We start from the raw sequence: 19,058 nt of genomic DNA on the forward strand, positions 1-19,058 counted from the left end.
AGACTTCTTCTTACGCGGTACCACCCCTGTTTCATGATAAATAAACATTATCATGCCCTTATTCGGATATAGATTGTTTGATCTTATATCCTTCCCATATAACGGTGGGGTGCCGACCTTAACTACATCAATACTTTTCATTTCACTAAGGCTACTCTAAGGTGAGTTCCCTGCTTTTTTGTTATTGCTTCTCATCAGCCAGCAACTTTCTGAAAACATTTCGGCAAGTACTATTCCTTATCATCGCATTCTCATTTTTCTGATTTTTTCTATTATACCAAGTCTACAAAAAATAGATAGGGATAGGGATATCTTTTTTAATTGATTTTTTTTGTTCTATGGGTGCTTATCTTTAATCCTCTTCACCAAATAAAATTCCGAGGCCACAAATAAAGGTGAGTGAATTCATAGCGAACAATAAAATCGCACCAATTTTTTTCATGGCAATGAACCTCCTCTTAAATTCAGTCTGCTAGCTTTCAAAATTTAAATTCACTGGTTCATCCTCTAAATGATCCACAGTATTTTGTTCTGTCACTGGCACACTTTCATCTACAATTTTAAAACTAAGTTCGTCCATCCAAATGTGACCTTGTCCATGTAGTAATATGCCAAACGCAATGACTTCACTTTTGACTGGAACATCCAATACTACACTAAAATGATTCCAGCCGTTTGTTCCTGTAATGGGGCGGTTCATCATGTTGTCAAACGCAAGAACTTCACCTGAAGAATGGTCAATCCTCATCCATAAACCAGCTGAACCTTTCACATCTTCGCTTTTGACAAAAGCAGAAAATTGAAGGCGTTCTCCACGGTAACGATCAGACTTAATTTGCTGCATCAATGTCGCGAAACCTCGAGCTTTTTCATCCTTGGATTTCAGGTAAGCTGAGGTAGTACCACTGTGTACAATTCTGCCATCCAGACCTGTTTCATAATCAGATGGTGTTTCTCCCGTCATAATCCAGCCAGTAGGTGTGTTCTTATTTGCAGCCATATTCGTTTCCTCCTTATCAATGACATTCCTTAGTAATCTCCGATAACGTGCGGGTGACATATCATATATCTTCTTAAAGGCTCTAGTGAAGGATTCCTGTGAACTAAATCGATACTGCAATGCAATGTCAATCGCCCGTTGATCCGTATGAATTAAATCCTTCGCCGCTTGGGTCATCCGACGTTCCCTTATATAATCGACAACTGACTTCTTAATCACTTTCTTGAATATACGGTGAAAGTGAAACCTAGAATAACCAGCGTGTTTCGCTAGAGTTTGAAGCGGTAAATCATCTTTCAGATGCTGTTCAATATAATTCAATGTTTCTTGAATCGTTTTCTCATGTTCTTGATAGGACAACCGAGCACCTCCTTGCCTTACGAGTTTAGTATAGCGGAAATGCTTTTTAGGAAACTTGACTTTTTGTGCTATGTTGCAATTTTAGAATGGACCTTATAGTCCTAGGTTCAGGACTGGGTATCTGTGTACTGGGTGGAGTTTCTGAAGAAAATCTAGAAATCATCCGGGAATAAGATTTAATTCTACTCGAAGAAATTTCCATCTTAGGCTTTGAGTGAGACATCTGACAATATTTTGAGGTTCTCCCAGACATCCACAACAAAGGTGCCATGGATGACGCCAGAATATACGACTAAACAATTGGTATCGGTGCTATCACTTTGATTAATTACAGTTTCAGCAGAACTGCAAAAAATATTTAATTAGATAAATGTAGGTTGAGGGATATTGAAGGAAAATCAGATGTGAAGGGGATACAATGAATGAACAACTTAAAATTATTATTGATCTCATAATTAAAGCAGATAATACAATTGAAAAGAATATCATATTCGAAAAATTTTTTAATAAATCAGATCATATAAAAATATTCAAATATTAATGAAAGTTTTAAAAATAGGGAAATTAACGGTTATAAAATATTTCTCCTGACTATACAAAAATGTGGATTCTTGATAGTAATTATATTGGAGGGGATTACCGAAAATAAAAGTTGGTAAAGTTGTACATTTTGATTTGAATATTTTGACGTATTTAAACAGGTTATTAAATGATTATAGACAAAATATTCAGAAGAATGAATTTCTCGATTATCTAAATTTTTTTAAAAATAATCAATTCAATTATAATATTACTACTGCATTAATGGAACGCTCAATGTCCGATATAAGTGGTGTTGATAAGAATATTTGGAGGGTACTCTAAAAAAACTGTTGAGCCCATTTTAAATACAGTTTGGGATATTTACCATGTAAGATTAATAGAACAATCTTTTTTTATAGATAATAGTAATAAGGAAGAGATATTTTTATCATAATTTCAGTTCAAGAGATGATGCTTTTAATGAGTTATCTAAAATAAATCAAATAAAGGTTTTTGTAATTAATGATGGAAGACCGCTTGCAATTCGAGATATAGGTATAAAAGATATTTGTAACGACGAATTTTACAATGAGCTTTCATTCTTCATTTTTATTGCTATTTTTGGGCATTCTTCTCTGTTTTGATTTATTAGCCATATCGATCCTACAAATATAGACATCCCAAACATCTTTAAAATAAAACTTGTCAAAAATGTATATCCTTCGATTTCAATACCTAGCATAATTGTGGCTATTATGATTCCTATAAAACCAGCTAAGAAATATAAAATCAAAAATACACCTCCTCTAAAAACATCCTACTAAAACATTGAAAAGAACCCCTAACCAGGAGTTCCTTTCTCTATTCAATATTTTCTTAATGGGATATTTCCAATAAAGTTTTTTAGTGAAATTTTATAATGTTGTTCAATGTCACGTCCAAGGTTTTCATGTAATACCTTCATTTGTTCAATTATATAATTAAGATCGAATACATTATATAACTGTTGAGTTTCCCAAATAGTGGTGAGTCGAGCCTTATTATCAAATGGTATTACTGAAATAATGGGGTCGTCTTCCTCATACTCCATTGTGTAATATCTATACTCTGTAACTTTGTTTTTTTTCTTTATCTTTTTAATCCAGTCGTGCAAAGATGCATAAAATTCTAATAAGGCGATATTTTCTTCAAAATATACTTCGCCATTTATAACTATTTTAAACTCTCCCTCTACTCTTAGAGCTGTTGATGGATCTTTCTTCATGTTCTTTGGAATATCTTTCTCATCAGATGTGAACATATAATCAAATTCTACTTGATTGGATAAGCTGTCCATATTTTACCATCCCAACCTATAACTATTTTTATTTTTGTCTCACCTTTTGTTCCGATTTTCTTTTTCAGATTTGCAGTGATGACAAAGGATAGTTTTTTATTATTGTTTATAGTAAACGAAACATTTTTAGATTGTAAAGCTTCTTTTATCCATTTATTTACTGTGCTCTTGCTTTTGGTATCAAATTTTCTGTATCTACCTTTTGCATTACTAAGATGTTTGTTGCTAACAGAAAACTTAGAAACTTTTTTTATACCTTGTTTAATTACCTGTTTTTTAAAAGTTTTTATTATTAGCTTCTTTCCGTATTTTTTAATAGCATATTGAATACCAAACCTAGAAACAATTCCAACTATTATTGCTGGAACAATTGATGACTGAGCTTCTATGGTGCTAACTTTATACTCTTTTCCTGTTTCATCATCCACAAAGGTTGCTGTAAAATCATTTCCTTCAATCTCTTCAATTAACACGTTGAATTTGTTAGTTTCTTTTTCCCCATTTTCTAACTCTGTAATACCATCAACTGTGATTTCACCTGTCTCATGATTAATTTTCATGTCAGTTTGGACATTCATACTCTCAGCTTCAAGCTGAGTAGATATATTAACTTCATCTAGGCTTTCCTTAACTTCCATTAACATATCTTGTTCTAGCTCTATCCCCAATTCTTTTTCAACATTCACTTCATATTCTTTACTAGCATTCTCTTCTATTCTTAAAGCATCAGAATCAATTTCGCCTGATTTTGCACTTGCAAATTCAGGAACAACTCCACACAAAAACAATGTTAACACAAGAATTTTTATTAAAACCTTTTTCAATCTAATTCTCTCCCTTGTTACAAATAATCATCCCATTGCCATACTCTCTGTCATAACCTAGCTTTCCAAGATCAACTGTATTTTTCTTGAGTGTTTGATGAACATTCTCTTTAGATTTGTATTTTTTAGAATACAAACAGCCTATAGCACCTGTTGCAAACGCAGTTGCAAAGGATGTACCTTTTACCTTTGTATATCCTCCGTGTATATCAGTTGTTTTAATATTTACTCCAGGCGCAGAAAAGTCAATTTTTCCTTTTGCTGAAATTGGATCAATTTTTAGTTTTTCGTTAAGTGAGGATATCGATAAGACGCCTTCATATTTTGCAGGGTATTCAACAGTTAGACCTAATGTATTTCCAGAAGCAGCTGTAATTGTTATATTGTTATCTAAAGCAATTTTTATAACATTTCGTAATTCATCGTAGTCTTTTCCAAATCCGAAACTTATATTAATTATGTCTACCTTTTGCTCAATACACCATTTAATCCCTTTGACAACATCTTCAACTTTTCCTTTGCCATTTTTATTTAGTACCTTGACATCATAAATAATGGGATTCTGTGAAATACCTTTTATTTCTTCACCAGTTGCAGCGATTATTCCGGCAATTGCTGTACCATGACCATAATCATCTTCGATAGATTTTTTTGGTTTAATAGCATTGTACTCATAAAAAGTTAAATCTTTAAACTCTTTATGTGACTTATTAATACCGCTATCAAGGATAGCAATTTTGACATAATTCTTATGATTATTAGGTTTTTCATGACCTATAACTTTATATCCCCATAGCAGGTCTTTTTCCTTCTCTGTCTTGTATGATTTACTATTATCCTCAGAAACATCGCCAGATAGTCCCCAACATAATACAATTGCAAGAATCACTAGGCACGAAACAAATAGTAATAAGGCTTTTGACTTTTTCATTCAAGCTTCCTTCTCACATGCAGTATTTAGAATTAATACAGAATATACCTCCCTTCCCTTTTTATGAAATACAAGAATATATTAACCTATATTTATTTTGATGTAAATGTTATTTAAGGTAATATATCCTTATATATTTAAAATTTCCCATGCGTGTACTACTGTAAATATGCCAGTTCTTCTTCTTGACTCGTTTACTTAATAATTATCTATGATTTTTTGATTAAAAATGTTTTGCCACTGCCAACTATGACCTGATAACACAATGAGTTTATTCATTACTTGTTGTAACCTCACTCCAACTCCACATGTCCAACGTTCTCCAAAATTGAAAGCGAAACAAGTAAACGTAAAAATAATGTCACTAAAATAGATTTTGAAAATGAAAAATCTAAATTAATCAGTGAAATTGCAAATGGACAAAAGCTCTTTTTTTGGAATATGAATTATTCCAACTAAAACAGATTAAAGAATAGGCTATTTTTATTTGAATCTTGTACTTAGAAAAGAAAAGTAAGTGAAATAGTGTAATTACTTAAGTGTGGATCTGCATTTTGTTCAAAAATTTTTACTATTACTGATACTATAATTATAGAAAGGGTGTTGAATATTGCTGGAATTGTAAGTAAATTAGAAGGGTTACCATGCAAAGAAACTCTAGTCATAAACTTGACTAGAGGTTTCTTACTGGGTAATTGTGCAATTTTAATTCATTCACTTTAACGCTTCTGTTTAAAAATCATTCAGTTTATTTGAAATCCCTCTTCAAAATCGAATAAATAAACACATCATCAAACCCATTCTGACCAAGATCATACTCCCTTAATAAACCCTCTCGAACAAAATCAACATTCTCCAATAATTGAACAGAGGACGTATTTGCTGGATCAATAATCGCTTCAATCCGATTCAGATACATTTCCTGAAACCCATATCGTAACACCGCAGCAATTGCTTCGCTCATGATGCCTTTTCTCCAATGATCGTGGTGTAATTCATAGCCGATTTCCGTGCGGCAGTGCTGTTTTTCTAGATTGAGAAAGCCGCAGCTGCCGATGATCGCAGGATCATCTTTTAGAGAAATGCCCCAGCGGATGCCTGTTTGTTCTTTGAAGATGTCGTGATACCACTTGATTTCTCCTTTTGTGTCTTCAATCGTTTCATGAGCATCAATGCCCATGTAGCGGCACACGGTTTCATTGGATAAGTAGATGTGCATATCCTCAGCGTCTTCGATTGTTGCTTGTTTTAAGATTAGTCTTTCGGTATGTATGGTTGGAAATGATTGCGGGAATATCAGTTTATGTCTATACATATTTTTCTCCTCGTGCAATTTTATTTAAATTATACCTGTACTGGTCGATTTTGTGTAATGCTTTGGTATAATATGTGAGAATGTGATTGCGGGGATAATTCACAAACAGAATTCGATTAAAAGCAAAAGAGGATAATTGAAATGGGTATTTTTCTAATTATGATCGTCATCGTGATGATCATCGTATCTTTAGCGATCTATTTGTTTAAAAAGGGAATCATCCATTCTAAAGTGTTAGTGATTGTAGGTTCTGTTTTAGGAGGAACCGCACTATTTGTTTGGGTGGCTATGTTTTTTAATTTTCACTCTGTATCTTTAACAAATGAATCGCTAGGTCATTTTAAGATTGGTGAAAAATTTGAGAGAGATCATACTTTTGTGGAGAATACTCAATTCTCCCATCCTAAACAGAGGGTCTATATGGAAAAAGAAAATCAAGATTTTGTAGTATCAGTTGATCAACATCATCGAGTTACATCTATTTACAATCAGTCAAAACAGAAAAAACTCAAAACATCTAAGGGAATCACTATTGGAGACGATTATTCATCTGTGCTACAAACATATGGAGATCAATTCAAGAAGCTCTGGTTTGTCGAAGGGTATAGCAAAGGTATACAATATCAAGATCAATCAAACGGTATCATTCTGGAGTTCTTTTTCAATGACAATAAACTAGCACTCATTGAACTTCGTAGTAAGCGGAAATAAAAAAGTAGAAAGTAAAAACAAGCATTTCAATTGAAATGCTTGTTTTTATGTTTCTTTTCCATAACATGTCTTACAATAAAAAACCCCTTCATTCCTGAGCCAAGCCTTTACCTCTGTCATTCCTCGTCTCTTTGGATAGACCAGCTTGACGTACACTTCTTCGTTTCCTTCTATCTTTTTCTGACAGCTAGCACACGTGGGTTCTTCAAATAGAAACAATCGACTTACTCCTTTTTGTACATATTTCTTCCATTATATCAAATGTTCGACATGTTCTTTGCGGCTCGTTCTTCACTTTCTCTATTTTTATCCGACATATGCTAAGTAAAAGAAATTTCCATTTGTTGAAACCGTTTGAAAGAAAGCTTGCTCTAACAGGTGTAGGAGGTGTGAGTGTGATGAAGCAAGTGCGTCTAATTAAAAAAGCACAAAAAGGGAATGTCCCGGCATTTGAGAAATTAATGCTGATGTATCAAGAGCGTTTATATAAAACAGCTTTTCTCTACACAAGAAATAAAGAGGATTCGTTAGATGCTGTTCAAGAGACGGTATTTAAAGCGTTTAAGCATCTATCTGGTTTGAAAGAACCGGCTTATTTTTCTAGCTGGCTGACGAGAATTTTGATTCATACAATTTTTGCGATGAAGAAAAAACAGCAAGATGTTGTTCCGTTTGAACAGCAGCACGAAAGCGTTGAGCGTCATGATTTTTTGGAAGACAAGCTCGATTTAAAAAATGCACTTGAAGTGTTAGATGAGCAATACCAGGTGGTCATTCAGTTGTTTTATTTTCAAGATTATTCAATTTCGATGATTTCTGAGCAGATGGGTGTGCCTGAAGGAACGGTTAAAACTCATTTGTATCGAGCAAGAAAGTTATTAAAGCAAACATTGGAGAAGGAGGAGAGTGTCGATGGAACGAAAAGAAATGAAAAAGCTTTATGATGAGATTGATGTACCAACAGTTGAAGTGACCTCTGCGATTCGCCAAGCCATTGGGGATGTGAAAGCGGAACAGAAAAGACAGTGGTTCAAATGGAACTGGAGAACGCCAATATACTCTGCCATTGTTCTCATCGTCCTTTACTTTTCATCAGGTTTCCTTTTTCCTTCTCTTAATACAGCAATGGCACGTGTACCGATTATTGGGCAGTTTTATATGATGTTTCACGATAAAGTAGGAATGTCTCTTTTTCAGAGTGATTTGGTGAAGCATGTCAATGAAGGGGCTGAATCAAGAGGGGTGACTGTGAAAGTAAACAGCGTGTACTATGATGCCGGGCGGCTTGTTTATACGTTCACGGTGGAGAATCTCCATACAAAAGAAGATTCTGTTTCGTTCAGAGTGAATGCTGAAAAAATCGATGGAAACTTCCAACTTAATTATGATAAAACAGAGTTGAAAAAATTAAAAGATGGCCGCTATGTTGGGCAGACGGAAGTCTATACAAATGGACAAACGATCAAACAAGGTCAGCAAGTGCCACTCGTCATTTCAAAAATTGGAGATATTGTAGGGAATTGGCGTTTTGAATTACCTGTAGTGAAGCAAAAAACCACTTTATTAGCGGGACAAAAAGACGTGTCTATTTTAAATGGACGTTATCAAATAAGAAATGTAAAGGTAGAAAATGGAGTGAATGGCTCTGCTATTCAATATGCCATTGATTACAATGGTTTTGCCAAAGATGATAAAGTTAGTATACATGGGATGAAAGATAATTTAGGAAATGAGTATGAGCTTGAGATTGGAACTGTTTTAAGGAAAAAACAACTGACTTCTGATAAAAATAGAAAAGATCATTTGACAATTTTGAATCAGCCGATCAATCCAAAGGCGACTGAATTGACATTTTACACAGATGTGAGCTACGAACGAGAATACAGCCACATCATTCCTCTCAAGACAAAGCTGCCTGTTCAGTTCAAAACAAAACACCATGGCATCGGAATCAAAATCATTAAGATAGAGCAAAAAGACCGTTCTGTGATTGTTGATTATCAATTTACTGGAGTAGATCAAAAAGAATTAGATCAGGATGTGATGGAGAATATAGGTGAATTCATTGGATTAGGCGATGTTGAAAAGATGAAATCATGGCCCGATCCACAAGCAGACTATGAAAGCGGATATTACTTGAAGGGGAACCATGCGAAGGTGACGAATTTAAAGACAGCTTCCATGCAATCCACCTTTGAATTTGATGATAAGAATTTAGAGACTTTATCATTAAACCATTTTTCTTTTAAAGAATATGGGCTTTATCTTGATTTGACTGAACTGAACATGTTGGCACCACAGAAAGCGATAAAGGTAACCATTCCAGTCAAAAAAGAAACTTCAAAAGCTAGTCGATAAATAAGAGAGCGAACATGATTATACATGTTCGCTTTTTGTCTGTTGTACCACCAGTCGATGACGATTAAACGAATACCGAATCAACATCAACGCCACAAAACTAGCTAATCCGCCAATCCAGCTTAAGTTCGTGACATTTGTATACTGTATAATCACACCGCCCATTGACGATCCAAGCATCATGCCGATGTTCATAATCGCTGTATTAAAGCTTAGCACGGTTTCTGATGCTTGTGGTTTAAGGGAGATCAGATAAAATTGCTTCGCTGGTGTTGTTGTCCATGTGGCGATGCCCCAAATAGCGAGTGTGATCAAGACGCTAATTGTAGAGAATTGCGTAAAGAATAAGGCAAAGAGAGCGAACATCTGGATCATGATGCTGATCGAGATGGTTCGGTTTGGTCCCCATTGATCAACGGCGAATCCGCCAAAACGTGAGCCAATAAAAGCAGAAATTCCTAAGACGAGCAAGGCCATGCTTGTCATTTCAAGTGAAAAGCCGGCGGTCTGTCGTAATAAAGGAGAGATATAAGCAAAGACCATCGTATAGCCTAAGATCCAAAAGACGGTTGTCGCTAAGCCGCTGATCACTCTGCGGTCTTGAAGAATGTGTAATTGCTGCTTTAATGGCAGATGAGAATGTCCCTCTATGCGTGGCAGCAATTGATAAAGAAGCAAGAAGAGACAAGCAGTACCTAGTGCAATGATGAGAAAAATATAGTGCCAATCCACGTGACCTGATAGAAATGTTCCAATCGGCACACCAAGTACGAGTGAAACAGTGAATCCAGTGATGACAGTCGCCATTGCGCTTCCCTTTTTTTCTGGCGGGGCGATCTGCGCTGCATAATTCGTGGCGACGACAATATATAAGCCGCCGCTCATGGCCATGATGACACGAGAGAGCAGGAGCAGCACAAAATGATGGCTGAAAAAGGCGAGCATATTGCCTAAAATAAACACAAAAATAGCTGATAACAAAACCTTTTTTCGATTCAGCTTCGACGTTGCCATGACTAAAAAGAGAGCGCCTACTGCATAAAAAAGAGAATAGACGGTGATGAGCTGTCCGGCAGCAGGAATAGAGATGTGTAAATCAACAGCAATGATATCTAGAATGCCTGACACAACGAATTCTGACGTGCCTGTGACAAATGAACCGACAGCTAAAAGAATGATCAATAGCTGATGAGATGTGTTTTTCATTTTGAACCCTTCCTTCATGTTGATACGTTGTCTTTAGTTTAAATTCCGTGCTAACATAAGTAAAATTGATGTTTTTCATGAAGGAGATGAGTAAATACTCATGAGCTTTGTTCGCTTTGATATTATCGCAAAAGTTGTGGAGCTTGGCAGTTTTACAGCAGCAGCTGAAGCATTAAATATGACGCAGTCAGCTGTGAGTCATGCAGTGGCGAATGTAGAGTCAGAGTGGGGTGTGTCTTTATTCATTCGTGACCGAAAAAAGGGTATTATGCTGACGGACATTGGTCAAACTGTTCTCCCGCATATTAGAGAAGTGTTAAATAGAGTGGAGAAAATCCAGCAAGAAATTGCGTTAACGAAAAATATTGAAACAGGTATGATTCGTATCGGCACATTTGCCAGTGCCTCTGCTTGTTTATTGCCTAAACTGCTTGTGAGCTATCAGAAAAAACATCCAAAAATTGAATTTAAATTTTATGAGGGAACGTATGAAGAAATATTGGAGTGGCTGGATTCTGGCATCATTGATGTTGGATTTGTTGTAAAAGGTCATGCGGATGAAGCCTTTGATTTACTGCCGCTTATGAAAGATGAGATGGTCGTCGCCTATCACCCAAATCATCGATATGAACAGCAGCCCATTGTAGATATAACAGATTTGGCAGATGAACCATTTATTATGCCGACTGGCATGTATCAATCACATGTAGAGGACATTTTTTCAGAGGCGCAAATGAAGCCAGCTGTTTTATTTGAAGTTCATGATTGTACGACCATTGCCCGTATGGTCGGGGAAGGACTTGGCGTCACAATAGGTCCGGAGTTGTTTTTAAAAACGCAGCAGCTTGTGCATATTCGCCAGCTGAATGTCTCTCATCATCGTGAGGTTGCGCTCGCCTGTCCGTCGCTCTCTCAAGCTTCGCCGGCAGTGAAAGAGTTTTTCCATGTAGCCGAAGCGGTTTTTGCAAAAGAGAAGGATTTGGGGAAGGGTGTATAAAGAACTACATGTGAATTTCCAAATTCGTGTAATAAGACGAATGAAGCGGACATTTCTTTGAAAAATGTTCGCTTTTCGTATTGTGTTTTAAAAATGAAGTTGGTACAATAGACACAGAAATCAAATAGATAGAAGTCGTATAATCGCGGGAATATGGCCCGCAAGTTTCTACCAAGCTACCGTAAATGGCTTGACTACGTCAATTCACACTCGTTTGATATAAATCATGCATTGTTCTTGTTTTATGTCACAGTCTGAATTCACATATGTAGTCAAGCGTCCCAAAATTGTTGGGGCGTTTTTTATTTGACTAGTGAATGGGGCAGGCTAAAGCAAAAGGACATGAAGGGAGTCAGTTGGCTTGAAACAGTTTTTTCAGTTTGATGAATTAGGTACGAATTACCGCAGAGAGATCATCGGTGGTTTAACCACATTTTTGTCGATGGCTTACATTCTGTTTGTTAATCCGATCACACTTGCATTAGTGTCTGTGCCGGATTTTCCAGATAAATTACGAATTGATCAGGGTGCAGTCTTTACAGCGACGGCGTTAGCTTCTGCTGCAGGGTGTATTCTGATGGGATTGATCGCCAGGTATCCGATTGCGATTGCACCCGGTATGGGTCTGAATGCGTTCTTCGCCTTTTCGGTTGTACTTGGCATGGGCATCAAATGGGAAGCTGCACTTTCAGGTGTGTTTGTTTCAGGTTTGATTTTCGTTGCTCTTTCTTTAACAGGTTTCCGTGAAAAAATCATCAATGCCATTCCGGCTGAGCTGAAGCTGGCAGTTGGTGCAGGTATTGGTTTGTTCATTACGTTTGTTGGTCTTCAAGGCTCTGGCATTATCGCCAATAATGATAATACACTCGTTTCGATTGGAAATATTCATAGTGGTCCGGTTCTGTTAACGGTGTTTGGTATCGTAGTGACTGTTATATTAATGGTTCTTCGTGTGAATTCAGGTGTCTTCATTGGGATGCTTGTGACTGCTATTGCCGGGATGATTTTTGGTCTTATACCAGTACCGTCTCAAATTGTGGGAAGTATTCCAAGCTTGTCTCCAACCTTTGGTCAAGCCTTGATTCACTTACCAGAAATATTCTCCATTCAAATGCTTATTGTGATTTTAACGTTCCTTTTCGTTGGATTCTTTGATACAGCTGGTACGCTTGTGGCTGTGGCAACACAGGCTGGTTTAATGAAAAATAATGAGCTGCCACGTGCAGGAAGAGCACTCTTGGCGGATTCTTCTTCAATCGTTGTAGGTTCTATTCTTGGTACATCTACAACAACGTCTTATGTTGAATCTAGCTCAGGTGTTGCTGCTGGTGCGCGTTCTGGTTTTGCAGCTGTCGTCACAGGGATTTTCTTCTTGCTGGCGATGTTCTTCTCACCGCTTTTATCCATTGTTACACCTAATGTGACAGCACCTGCTTTGATTATTGTTGGTGCGTTGATGGTTGCTCCGCTGGCGAAGATTGCATGGGATCGTTTTGAAATTGCGGTACCAGCTTTCTTAACGATGATTATGATGCCACTGACTTACAGTATTGCAACAGGTATTGCGGTTGGCTTTATTTTCTACCCGATTACGATGATCTTTAAAGGGAAAGCGAAAGAAGTACATCCAATTATGTATGGATTGTTTGTCATCTTTATTCTATATTTTGCTTTCTTAAATCATTAATTGAACATCTGAAACAGCAGCTCATGGAAGCTGCTGTTTTTTTGTTAAAAAAATCAAAACATAGTTGACTTATAGGAATTATGTGTTTATGATAAAAAGACATAATTCGCTGATTGGATCACCAAAGGCGCTTTGATTTCCTTTTTTAATAGAGGGTTTCAGGGTGCCTTTTTTTCTTGCAGACATTCAAAAGGGGAGGAGATGTCTTTTGTCACGCTGGCTTAGACAGGTGATTGAACGAAAAAAGCAGGTGCTGATTCAAAAGCTCCTTTTATGGGGGCATGAAGAAAAGCAGGAAGCGCTCATGCATTATACAATTCATGAGCTGGAAAATGAGGTTCTCTATTTAAAAGAGCGAAAACAAAAATAGGGGGATGAGCGATGGATGAACAAAAGCTGAATTATATTTTATCTGCCTTAAAAGGGATCGACTATGGATCAGTGGTCATCACCATTCATAATGGACATATTACACAGGTTGATACGACCAAGAAGACTCGGTTCCCCGCTCATCAGGAGAATCTCCGGGTCCAGCAAGGAAAGCGGAGTCAATATCGTTGACCATGAATTTCAACATTGATAAAAAGCTGATGGAGGCCGTCAGCTTTTTTGTTTTGTCTTATTTTCTCTCCATTTTAAAACCTCTGCTGCCTTTTATCCGTCTATTCGTATGAACGTCAAGGAATCTTGACTGAATAGAGAGACTCCGCTACTTTAAGAGGAGTCATCCGAACAGTTCATGCACTTTTAGCACTGTAAGGATTGGATAGGAGTTGATATGAGATGTTAGAGAAAGATCAAGATCAGGGGACATCTGAAAAGAAAAACGAAGAGTCATCAATAGATCAAGAAACAAGGCAATCCCGCCTCAGCCGCAGCGCTGCAAAACGAGGAAGAACCTCAAAAACAGCGGATGATGAGCGCCCAGCTATCCAGCGTATACTGCAAGGTGTAGGAGGCGCGTTTAAGCGTTATGGTTCATATGGACTGGCGATGTTAAAATCACCGAGCCAGGCCATTAATCAAGCGGAAACATTGCGTATGAAGTACGCCTGGATCTCGATTGTGTTATTCAGCGTGTTTTTTGCTTTAGGCAACTATGTTCAATTAAAGGCGTCAAAGACCCGTTTATTAGGCTTTGGCATTCATTATTCTTTTGGCGACGCCTTTTTGAGAGTGGCAGTCTTTACACTCATTGTGTTGACATTGATGATGCTTACCGTCTGGCTGCTCGGAAAGTACATGCTAAAAGGCAACATATCACTGAAAGAAGTGATCATGAAGTTTGGTGCTGCGCTTGTGCCGGTTTTGGTTTTATCCATCCTTTGGCTTGTATTTGCCATGCTGAATATTCCATATGTGACCGTCATATTATCCGTGATGATGTTTGTCGGTCTTCAGTTGATTGCGGTCGTGCTCTTTCGCTCGATTCAGTCGGAGCATGATGCCGAACGAGGAGATTTGATGTATGCGGGCTGGGTCTTTTTATTGGTTGAGCTTGTCATTATTGCGCTGCTCTGGGGCATAGTCGGGGAGTATTTGATTCCATCACTTGTTCCTGTTCGATTTGGATAAAAACACACTGAAAACCTCCTTTTTTGAAAAAGGGGGTTTTCATGTTGAGAAGTGAAAAAAACGGGTAAACTCTTGGTAACAAACACCATCCTTGTTGTCGAAAGATATATGTGTTTTGATCGCGTAAATTTGATTGTATCAAGGTATGTTCTCTAGTAGAATATGGGGTGCTTTATTTGATTTTTTAGTGCAGGGGGTTCGAATCGTGCTTCAACAACTTTTATCCAATGCGTTCACCATGGTTTTAATCATTTTAGTGATTAATATTGTTTATGTTTCTTTTTCCACCATGCGTTTAATTTTAACGATGAAAGGCAGACGGTACGCAGCTGCTTTTGCGGGTACGATCGAAATGCTCATTTATGTCATTGGGTTAAGTATCGTTTTAGATAACTTAGATCAAATACAAAATGTCATTGCGTATGCGCTAGGTTATGGGATGGGGATCATTGTCGGGATGAAAATTGAAGAGAAGCTGGCACTTGGCTACACAACTGTTAACGTGATCACAAAAGAATTGGATGTCGATCTCCCAAGACAATTGAGAGAAAAAGGATATGGTGTCACCAGCTGGGTAGCAGGCGGTCTTGAAGGAGACCGGACAGCATTGCAAATTTTAACACCGAGAAAATATGAACTGCAATTATATGAAACGATTAAGACGCTGGATTCAAAGGCGTTTATCATTTCATATGAGCCCAAATCGATTCACGGCGGCTTCTGGGTGAAGGCTGTGAAGAAAAGGAGAATTAAAGAATGACCGCAAAACCAAAGAAGAAAAAATTCTATGTGGAAGACAACATGACGATTGATCAAGTGTTGTCCCAGATGGCAGCGGAAGGCTACTCGCCTGTCCGTCGAATGGAGGAACCGATTTTTCAAGAAAAGAAGGAAAATGGGTCGATTCAGATCATTCCGATTGGGAAAAAAATCGTATTTGAAGGAAAAATAGTCTAAATCCGAACATTAAAACGACGACTTCATAGATTGTTCGATAAATCCGTTGACATCATGAACATCCGTTGTTAAGATAAACATGAAATCAAAACACGAGCCTCATATAATCTTGGGAATATGGCCCATAAGTTTCTACCCAGTTACCGTAAATGACTGGACTATGCAGGATAGTGAACAAAACTGACATGGCGTTTCAAAAGCGAACAGCGCTTACCATGGCCCGGTTTGTGTTGCTTCCTAACATTGCAATACAGACCGGGCCTTTTTGTTCGGCGTTTGACAAGCTGCTTAGGTTTGGGAAGCGTGTCAAACGATACAAAATCGAATAACAGCTTAAAGGTGGGGACAAAATGAAGCCGCTTGTAGGTGTCATCATGGGAAGTACATCTGATTGGGAAACAATGAAAAATGCGTGCGACATCTTAGAGGAATTAAACATTCCGTATGAAAAACAGGTAGTATCCGCACACCGGACACCTGACTTGATGTTTGAATATGCGACTGAAGCAAGAGGTAAAGGACTAAAGGTCATCATTGCCGGTGCTGGAGGCGCAGCACATTTACCGGGGATGGTCGCAGCAAAAACGACACTGCCGGTCATTGGTGTGCCTGTACAATCAAAGGCACTAAACGGGCTGGATTCCTTATTATCCATCGTTCAAATGCCAGGCGGTGTACCAGTTGCTACAGTAGCCATTGGCAAAGCCGGTGCAACAAATGCAGGCCTTCTTGCCGCACAAATGATTTCAGCATTTGATGAAACGATCGCAGCTCGCCTTGAAGAAAGAAGAGAGCAGACAAAACAGACTGTACTAGAAAGCAGTGATCAGCTTGGCTAAGCAGACCATTTTTCCAAACGCAACCATCGGGATCATTGGCGGCGGACAGCTTGGCAGATATATGGCTGTCAGCGCAAAGCAAATGGGGTACCGGGCAGCAGTTCTAGACCCAGTCACACAATCTCCTTGCGGACAGGTTGCCGATAAAGAAATCACAGCCGCATATAGTGACCTTGAAGCGATTCGAAAGCTGGCAGACATCAGCGATGTGGTGACTTATGAGTTTGAAAATATTGATTATGATGCACTCAATCAGCTGAAGGAAGAAGCCTATTTACCACAAGGAAGCGACCTTCTCCTTTTAACTCAAAATCGTGAGACCGAGAAAAAAGGAATTGTAGACGCAGGCTGTGAAGTAGCGCCTTACCGCATCATTCATGATGAAAAAGAGCTGGAAGACGCAGTGGACGTGCTCGGTTTGCCAGCCGTGCTGAAAACATGCAGAGGCGGCTACGACGGAAAAGGACAGTACGTCATGAAAGAAAAAGGACAGCTTCAGGAAGCAGCTGCACTGCTCACACATGGAACTTGTATTTTAGAAAGCTGGGTTCCATTTCAAATGGAGCTCTCGGTGATCGTCACTCGTTCTGTTCATGGAGAGATTTCAGTATTCCCAGTCGCTGAGAACATTCATAAGCATAATATTTTGTTCCAAAGCATTGTGCCTGCAAGGGTAGAGAACCGCATTCAGGAGAAGGCGAAAGAATTGGCAACAACACTAGCTGAAAAGCTGGGGCTGGTTGGTACTCTTGCTGTAGAACTGTTCCTGACAAATGACGGAAAGCTGCTCGTCAATGAACTGGCACCGCGCCCGCATAATTCTGGTCATTATACACTCGATTTATGTGAGACAAGTCAGTTTGAACAGCACGTCCGCGCTATATGTGGTTTGCCGCTTGGCGGTACAGCCCTTTTATCAGAGGGAATGATGGTGAATTTATTAGGCGATGAAGTGGACATTCCAAAAGAGCATCCTGAGCTTCTCAAAGAAGCGAAGCTTTATCTATATGGAAAGCATGAAGTAAAAGCCGGCCGCAAAATGGGGCATATGACGTTTATGAAACAGCTCGATGATGAGTGGATGACAAACATCACAAAGATATGGACTGAAAGAGATGGAGGAAACGGGAAATGATCGAACGTTACGCACGACCAGAAATGTCAGCAATCTGGACAGAGGAAAACAAATTTAATGCATGGCTTGAAGTAGAAATTCTCGCTTGTGAAGCTTGGGCAGAGCTTGGCGTCATTCCGAAAGAAGACGTTGTGACAATGCGCAAAAATGCAAGCTTTGATATTGGACGTATTTTAGAGATTGAACAAGACACGCGCCACGACGTGGTTGCCTTTACGCGTGCTGTCTCTGAATCTCTAGGAGAAGAAAGAAAGTGGGTTCATTACGGATTAACATCGACAGACGTAGTGGATACGGCGCTTTCATATCTATTAAAACAGGCGAACGATATCTTGCTCAAGGACATTGAGAGATTTGTTGACATACTAAAAGAAAAAGCAAAAGAGCACAAATATACGGTCATGATGGGCCGTACACACGGTGTACACGCTGAACCGACAACATTTGGCCTGAAGCTTGCTCTTTGGTACGAAGAAATGAAGCGTAACCTAGAACGTTTTAAACAAGCAAAAGCTGGCATTGAATATGGCAAAATCTCTGGAGCTGTTGGCACATATGCGAACATCGACCCGTTTGTTGAGCAATATGTATGTGAGAAGCTTGGCATCAAAGCTGCACCAATTTCAACCCAAACCTTGCAGCGTGACCGCCATGCAGATTACATGGCTACTCTTGCTTTAGTCGCAACGAGCATTGAGAAATTTGCTGTTGAAATTCGTGGTCTTCAAAAGAGTGAAACACGTGAAGTAGAAGAGTTCTTTGCCAAAGGACAAAAAGGGTCATCAGCGATGCCGCATAAGCGTAACCCAATCGGTTCTGAGAATATGACGGGAATTGCCCGCGTGATCCGTGGATATATGCTGACAGCTTATGAAAATGTACCGCTTTGGCATGAGCGTGATATTTCTCATTCATCTGCTGAGCGCATCATTTTACCAGATGCAACGATTGCACTGAACTATATGCTCAACCGTTTCTCAAACATCGTGAAAAACTTAACGGTTTTCCCTGAGAACATGAAACGCAACATGGACCGCACCCTTGGCTTAATTTACTCACAGCGCGTTCTTCTTGCATTAATCGATACAGGTATGGCACGTGAAGAGGCATATGACACGGTTCAGCCAAAGGCGATGGAAGCGTGGGAGAAGCAAGTGCCGTTCCGTTCATTAGTAGAAGCAGAAGAAAAAATCACGTCACGTTTAACACCGGAACAAATCGCTGACTGCTTCGATTACAACTATCATTTGAAAAATGTCGATATGATTTTCGAACGTCTAGGTCTTGCGTAAGAAATGGGCCGCC

The 19,058-nt window shown here is 38.6% G+C and carries 21 protein-coding genes, 1 pseudogene, 2 riboswitches and 1 other annotated feature (1 of these 25 running past the window's edge); of the genes and pseudogenes, 14 read left to right on the forward strand and 8 right to left on the reverse strand.

The window, feature by feature from the left end:
• Nucleotides 1-253 (reverse strand) — a binding site (T-box leader); it reaches 12 nt to the left of the window's first position.
• A 219-nt stretch (nucleotides 254-472) separates the two neighbouring features.
• Nucleotides 473-1,360, reverse strand: coding sequence for a helix-turn-helix domain-containing protein (locus tag AAYR28_RS03030; protein WP_120208711.1), 888 nt, complete (start codon nucleotides 1,358-1,360; stop codon nucleotides 473-475).
• 104 nt (nucleotides 1,361-1,464) lie between these two features.
• Here AAYR28_RS03030 and AAYR28_RS03035 point away from each other — a divergent pair.
• Nucleotides 1,465-1,656: pseudogene (locus tag AAYR28_RS03035) on the forward strand (glutamine-hydrolyzing GMP synthase); the annotation flags it as partial.
• Nucleotides 1,657-2,465: 809 nt separating this feature from the next.
• Here the strand turns inward: AAYR28_RS03035 and AAYR28_RS03040 are convergent.
• From AAYR28_RS03040 to AAYR28_RS03060, 5 genes are all read right to left on the reverse strand, one after another.
• Entirely contained in the window at nucleotides 2,466-2,675 is a 210-nt protein-coding gene (locus AAYR28_RS03040) for a hypothetical protein (RefSeq protein WP_024424492.1), read from the reverse strand.
• A 72-nt stretch (nucleotides 2,676-2,747) separates the two neighbouring features.
• Nucleotides 2,748-3,218, reverse strand: a complete 471-nt coding sequence (locus AAYR28_RS03045) for a hypothetical protein (RefSeq protein WP_024424493.1) — start codon at nucleotides 3,216-3,218, stop codon at nucleotides 2,748-2,750.
• Nucleotides 3,194-4,042: an SAR2788 family putative toxin gene (locus tag AAYR28_RS03050; protein WP_024424494.1), complete on the reverse strand. Its 849-nt coding sequence runs from the start codon at nucleotides 4,040-4,042 to the stop codon at nucleotides 3,194-3,196. The genes AAYR28_RS03045 and AAYR28_RS03050 overlap by 25 nt, the downstream gene beginning before the upstream one ends.
• 1 nt (nucleotide 4,043) lies before the next feature.
• A complete protein-coding gene (locus tag AAYR28_RS03055) occupies nucleotides 4,044-4,973 on the reverse strand; it encodes a S8 family peptidase (protein WP_024424495.1) in 930 nt (309 codons plus the stop codon).
• A gap of 748 nt (nucleotides 4,974-5,721) precedes the next feature.
• Nucleotides 5,722-6,288, reverse strand: coding sequence for a GNAT family N-acetyltransferase (locus AAYR28_RS03060; protein WP_029707591.1), 567 nt, complete (start codon nucleotides 6,286-6,288; stop codon nucleotides 5,722-5,724).
• Nucleotides 6,289-6,429: 141 nt separating this feature from the next.
• Between AAYR28_RS03060 and AAYR28_RS03065 the strand changes: the two genes are divergently transcribed.
• On the forward strand, nucleotides 6,430-6,999 hold the full coding sequence (locus AAYR28_RS03065) for a hypothetical protein (protein WP_024426710.1): 570 nt from the start codon (nucleotides 6,430-6,432) through the stop codon (nucleotides 6,997-6,999).
• Nucleotides 7,000-7,044: 45 nt separating this feature from the next.
• Here the strand turns inward: AAYR28_RS03065 and AAYR28_RS03070 are convergent, their stop codons facing one another.
• Nucleotides 7,045-7,218, reverse strand: coding sequence for a hypothetical protein (locus tag AAYR28_RS03070; protein WP_041116052.1), 174 nt, complete (start codon nucleotides 7,216-7,218; stop codon nucleotides 7,045-7,047).
• 179 nt (nucleotides 7,219-7,397) lie between these two features.
• Between AAYR28_RS03070 and AAYR28_RS03075 the strand changes: the two genes are divergently transcribed.
• Both AAYR28_RS03075 and AAYR28_RS03080 read left to right on the forward strand, forming a co-directional pair.
• Nucleotides 7,398-7,943, forward strand: a complete 546-nt coding sequence (locus tag AAYR28_RS03075; RefSeq protein WP_025092615.1) for a sigma-70 family RNA polymerase sigma factor — start codon at nucleotides 7,398-7,400, stop codon at nucleotides 7,941-7,943.
• The gene (locus AAYR28_RS03080; protein ID WP_120208708.1) at nucleotides 7,912-9,357 is read left to right on the forward strand and encodes a DUF4179 domain-containing protein; all 1,446 of its coding nucleotides are present in this window, start codon (nucleotides 7,912-7,914) and stop codon (nucleotides 9,355-9,357) included. The genes AAYR28_RS03075 and AAYR28_RS03080 overlap by 32 nt, the downstream gene beginning before the upstream one ends.
• An 18-nt stretch (nucleotides 9,358-9,375) precedes the next feature.
• Here AAYR28_RS03080 and AAYR28_RS03085 read toward each other — a convergent pair whose 3' ends face one another.
• A complete protein-coding gene (locus tag AAYR28_RS03085) occupies nucleotides 9,376-10,563 on the reverse strand; it encodes an MFS transporter (protein WP_120208706.1) in 1,188 nt (395 codons plus the stop codon).
• Between the two features lie 100 nt (nucleotides 10,564-10,663).
• On the opposite strand from AAYR28_RS03085, the gene AAYR28_RS03090 reads away from it, so the two are divergent.
• The 10 genes from AAYR28_RS03090 (at nucleotide 10,664) to purB (ending at nucleotide 19,045) form a co-directional block, all read left to right on the forward strand.
• Nucleotides 10,664-11,560: a LysR family transcriptional regulator gene (locus tag AAYR28_RS03090; RefSeq protein WP_345808927.1), complete on the forward strand. Its 897-nt coding sequence runs from the start codon at nucleotides 10,664-10,666 to the stop codon at nucleotides 11,558-11,560.
• Nucleotides 11,561-11,675: 115 nt separating this feature from the next.
• Nucleotides 11,676-11,777: riboswitch (purine riboswitch) on the forward strand.
• Between the two features lie 144 nt (nucleotides 11,778-11,921).
• Nucleotides 11,922-13,247, forward strand: a complete 1,326-nt coding sequence (locus tag AAYR28_RS03095; RefSeq protein WP_056767517.1) for an NCS2 family permease — start codon at nucleotides 11,922-11,924, stop codon at nucleotides 13,245-13,247.
• Between the two features lie 208 nt (nucleotides 13,248-13,455).
• Entirely contained in the window at nucleotides 13,456-13,617 is a 162-nt protein-coding gene (locus tag AAYR28_RS03100) for a hypothetical protein (RefSeq protein WP_166644707.1), read from the forward strand.
• 11 nt (nucleotides 13,618-13,628) lie between these two features.
• Nucleotides 13,629-13,808 (forward strand): YezD family protein, encoded by a 180-nt coding sequence (locus AAYR28_RS03105; RefSeq protein ID WP_024424503.1) that lies wholly within the window; start codon nucleotides 13,629-13,631, stop codon nucleotides 13,806-13,808.
• Nucleotides 13,809-14,030: 222 nt separating this feature from the next.
• Nucleotides 14,031-14,822: a hypothetical protein gene (locus AAYR28_RS03110; protein WP_120208701.1), complete on the forward strand. Its 792-nt coding sequence runs from the start codon at nucleotides 14,031-14,033 to the stop codon at nucleotides 14,820-14,822.
• A gap of 205 nt (nucleotides 14,823-15,027) precedes the next feature.
• Nucleotides 15,028-15,582, forward strand: coding sequence for a DUF2179 domain-containing protein (locus AAYR28_RS03115; RefSeq protein WP_024424505.1), 555 nt, complete (start codon nucleotides 15,028-15,030; stop codon nucleotides 15,580-15,582).
• The gene (locus tag AAYR28_RS03120) at nucleotides 15,579-15,779 is read left to right on the forward strand and encodes an NETI motif-containing protein (protein ID WP_012009137.1); all 201 of its coding nucleotides are present in this window, start codon (nucleotides 15,579-15,581) and stop codon (nucleotides 15,777-15,779) included. The genes AAYR28_RS03115 and AAYR28_RS03120 overlap by 4 nt, the downstream gene beginning before the upstream one ends.
• 79 nt (nucleotides 15,780-15,858) lie before the next feature.
• Nucleotides 15,859-15,960: riboswitch (purine riboswitch) on the forward strand.
• 169 nt (nucleotides 15,961-16,129) lie between these two features.
• Nucleotides 16,130-16,618: a 5-(carboxyamino)imidazole ribonucleotide mutase gene (gene purE, locus AAYR28_RS03125; RefSeq protein WP_039183007.1), complete on the forward strand. Its 489-nt coding sequence runs from the start codon at nucleotides 16,130-16,132 to the stop codon at nucleotides 16,616-16,618.
• Nucleotides 16,611-17,753 carry a 5-(carboxyamino)imidazole ribonucleotide synthase gene (purK, locus tag AAYR28_RS03130; RefSeq protein ID WP_345808928.1) on the forward strand — a complete coding sequence of 381 codons (1,143 nt, stop codon included), beginning with the start codon at nucleotides 16,611-16,613 and terminating at the stop codon, nucleotides 17,751-17,753. The genes purE and purK overlap by 8 nt, the downstream gene beginning before the upstream one ends.
• Nucleotides 17,750-19,045: an adenylosuccinate lyase gene (gene purB / locus AAYR28_RS03135; RefSeq protein WP_008355754.1), complete on the forward strand. Its 1,296-nt coding sequence runs from the start codon at nucleotides 17,750-17,752 to the stop codon at nucleotides 19,043-19,045. The genes purK and purB overlap by 4 nt, the downstream gene beginning before the upstream one ends.
• Nucleotides 19,046-19,058 lie beyond the last annotated feature (13 nt).

The organism is Bacillus safensis (assembly GCF_039619585.1).
In the GTDB taxonomy this organism is placed as follows: Bacteria; Bacillota; Bacilli; order Bacillales; family Bacillaceae; genus Bacillus; species Bacillus safensis.